1 protein-coding gene is annotated in these 587 nt (G+C 60.8%); it reads left to right on the forward strand.

Annotation, left to right across the window (positions count from 1 at the left end; genetic code table 11):
• The coding region (locus tag FQ668_RS27290; RefSeq protein WP_144180748.1) for an immunoglobulin-like domain-containing protein at nt 1–587 on the forward strand (587 nt) is incomplete at both ends.

Below are 587 nucleotides of genomic sequence, written 5' to 3' on the forward strand. Positions count from 1 at the left end.
GACAACGTCTACGTCGGTAGCAACGACCCGGTTGTGATGTCGATCGCAACCGTTGAAGGCGCGGATGTCGGCAAGTTCGAACAGCTGACGCTGGACAAGACGCCGGTCAGCACGTCGGTGACCGACGAGCCAGGTACGCCGGGCAACGAAGGCGATCTGGTCAAGGTCACCATCACGGCCGACCAGACTTCGGTGGCCGAGAACGTCAAACCGACGTTCACCGTGCACATCAACACCGCCCTGGCTCACGACCTAGTCGTGACCCTGAGCAACAACGCTCAGGTCACCATCAAGGCTGGCGAAACCAGCGCGCCGTACACCCACGCGGCGCAAGGCGATGACGTCTACAACGATGCTGGCCAGATCAGCCTTGGTATCAATTCGGCGGTAGACGCCACCGGCGCAACGTTCGAGAACCTGCAACTGGGCGGCAACGCTTCGGTCCAAGTGACCGACACCACCGACGAAGTAGTGGCCAAGCTGACCGCGACCCCGTCGGTCACCGAAGGCGGCGAGATCACTTACACCATCACGCTGACCAACAAAGACGGCCTGCCGATCAACAACCACAGTGCATTGACCTTCAC

Origin of the sequence: Pseudomonas sp. Kh14 (assembly GCF_900291005.1) — a bacterium.
Taxonomy (GTDB): Bacteria; Pseudomonadota; Gammaproteobacteria; order Pseudomonadales; family Pseudomonadaceae; genus Aquipseudomonas; species Aquipseudomonas alloputida.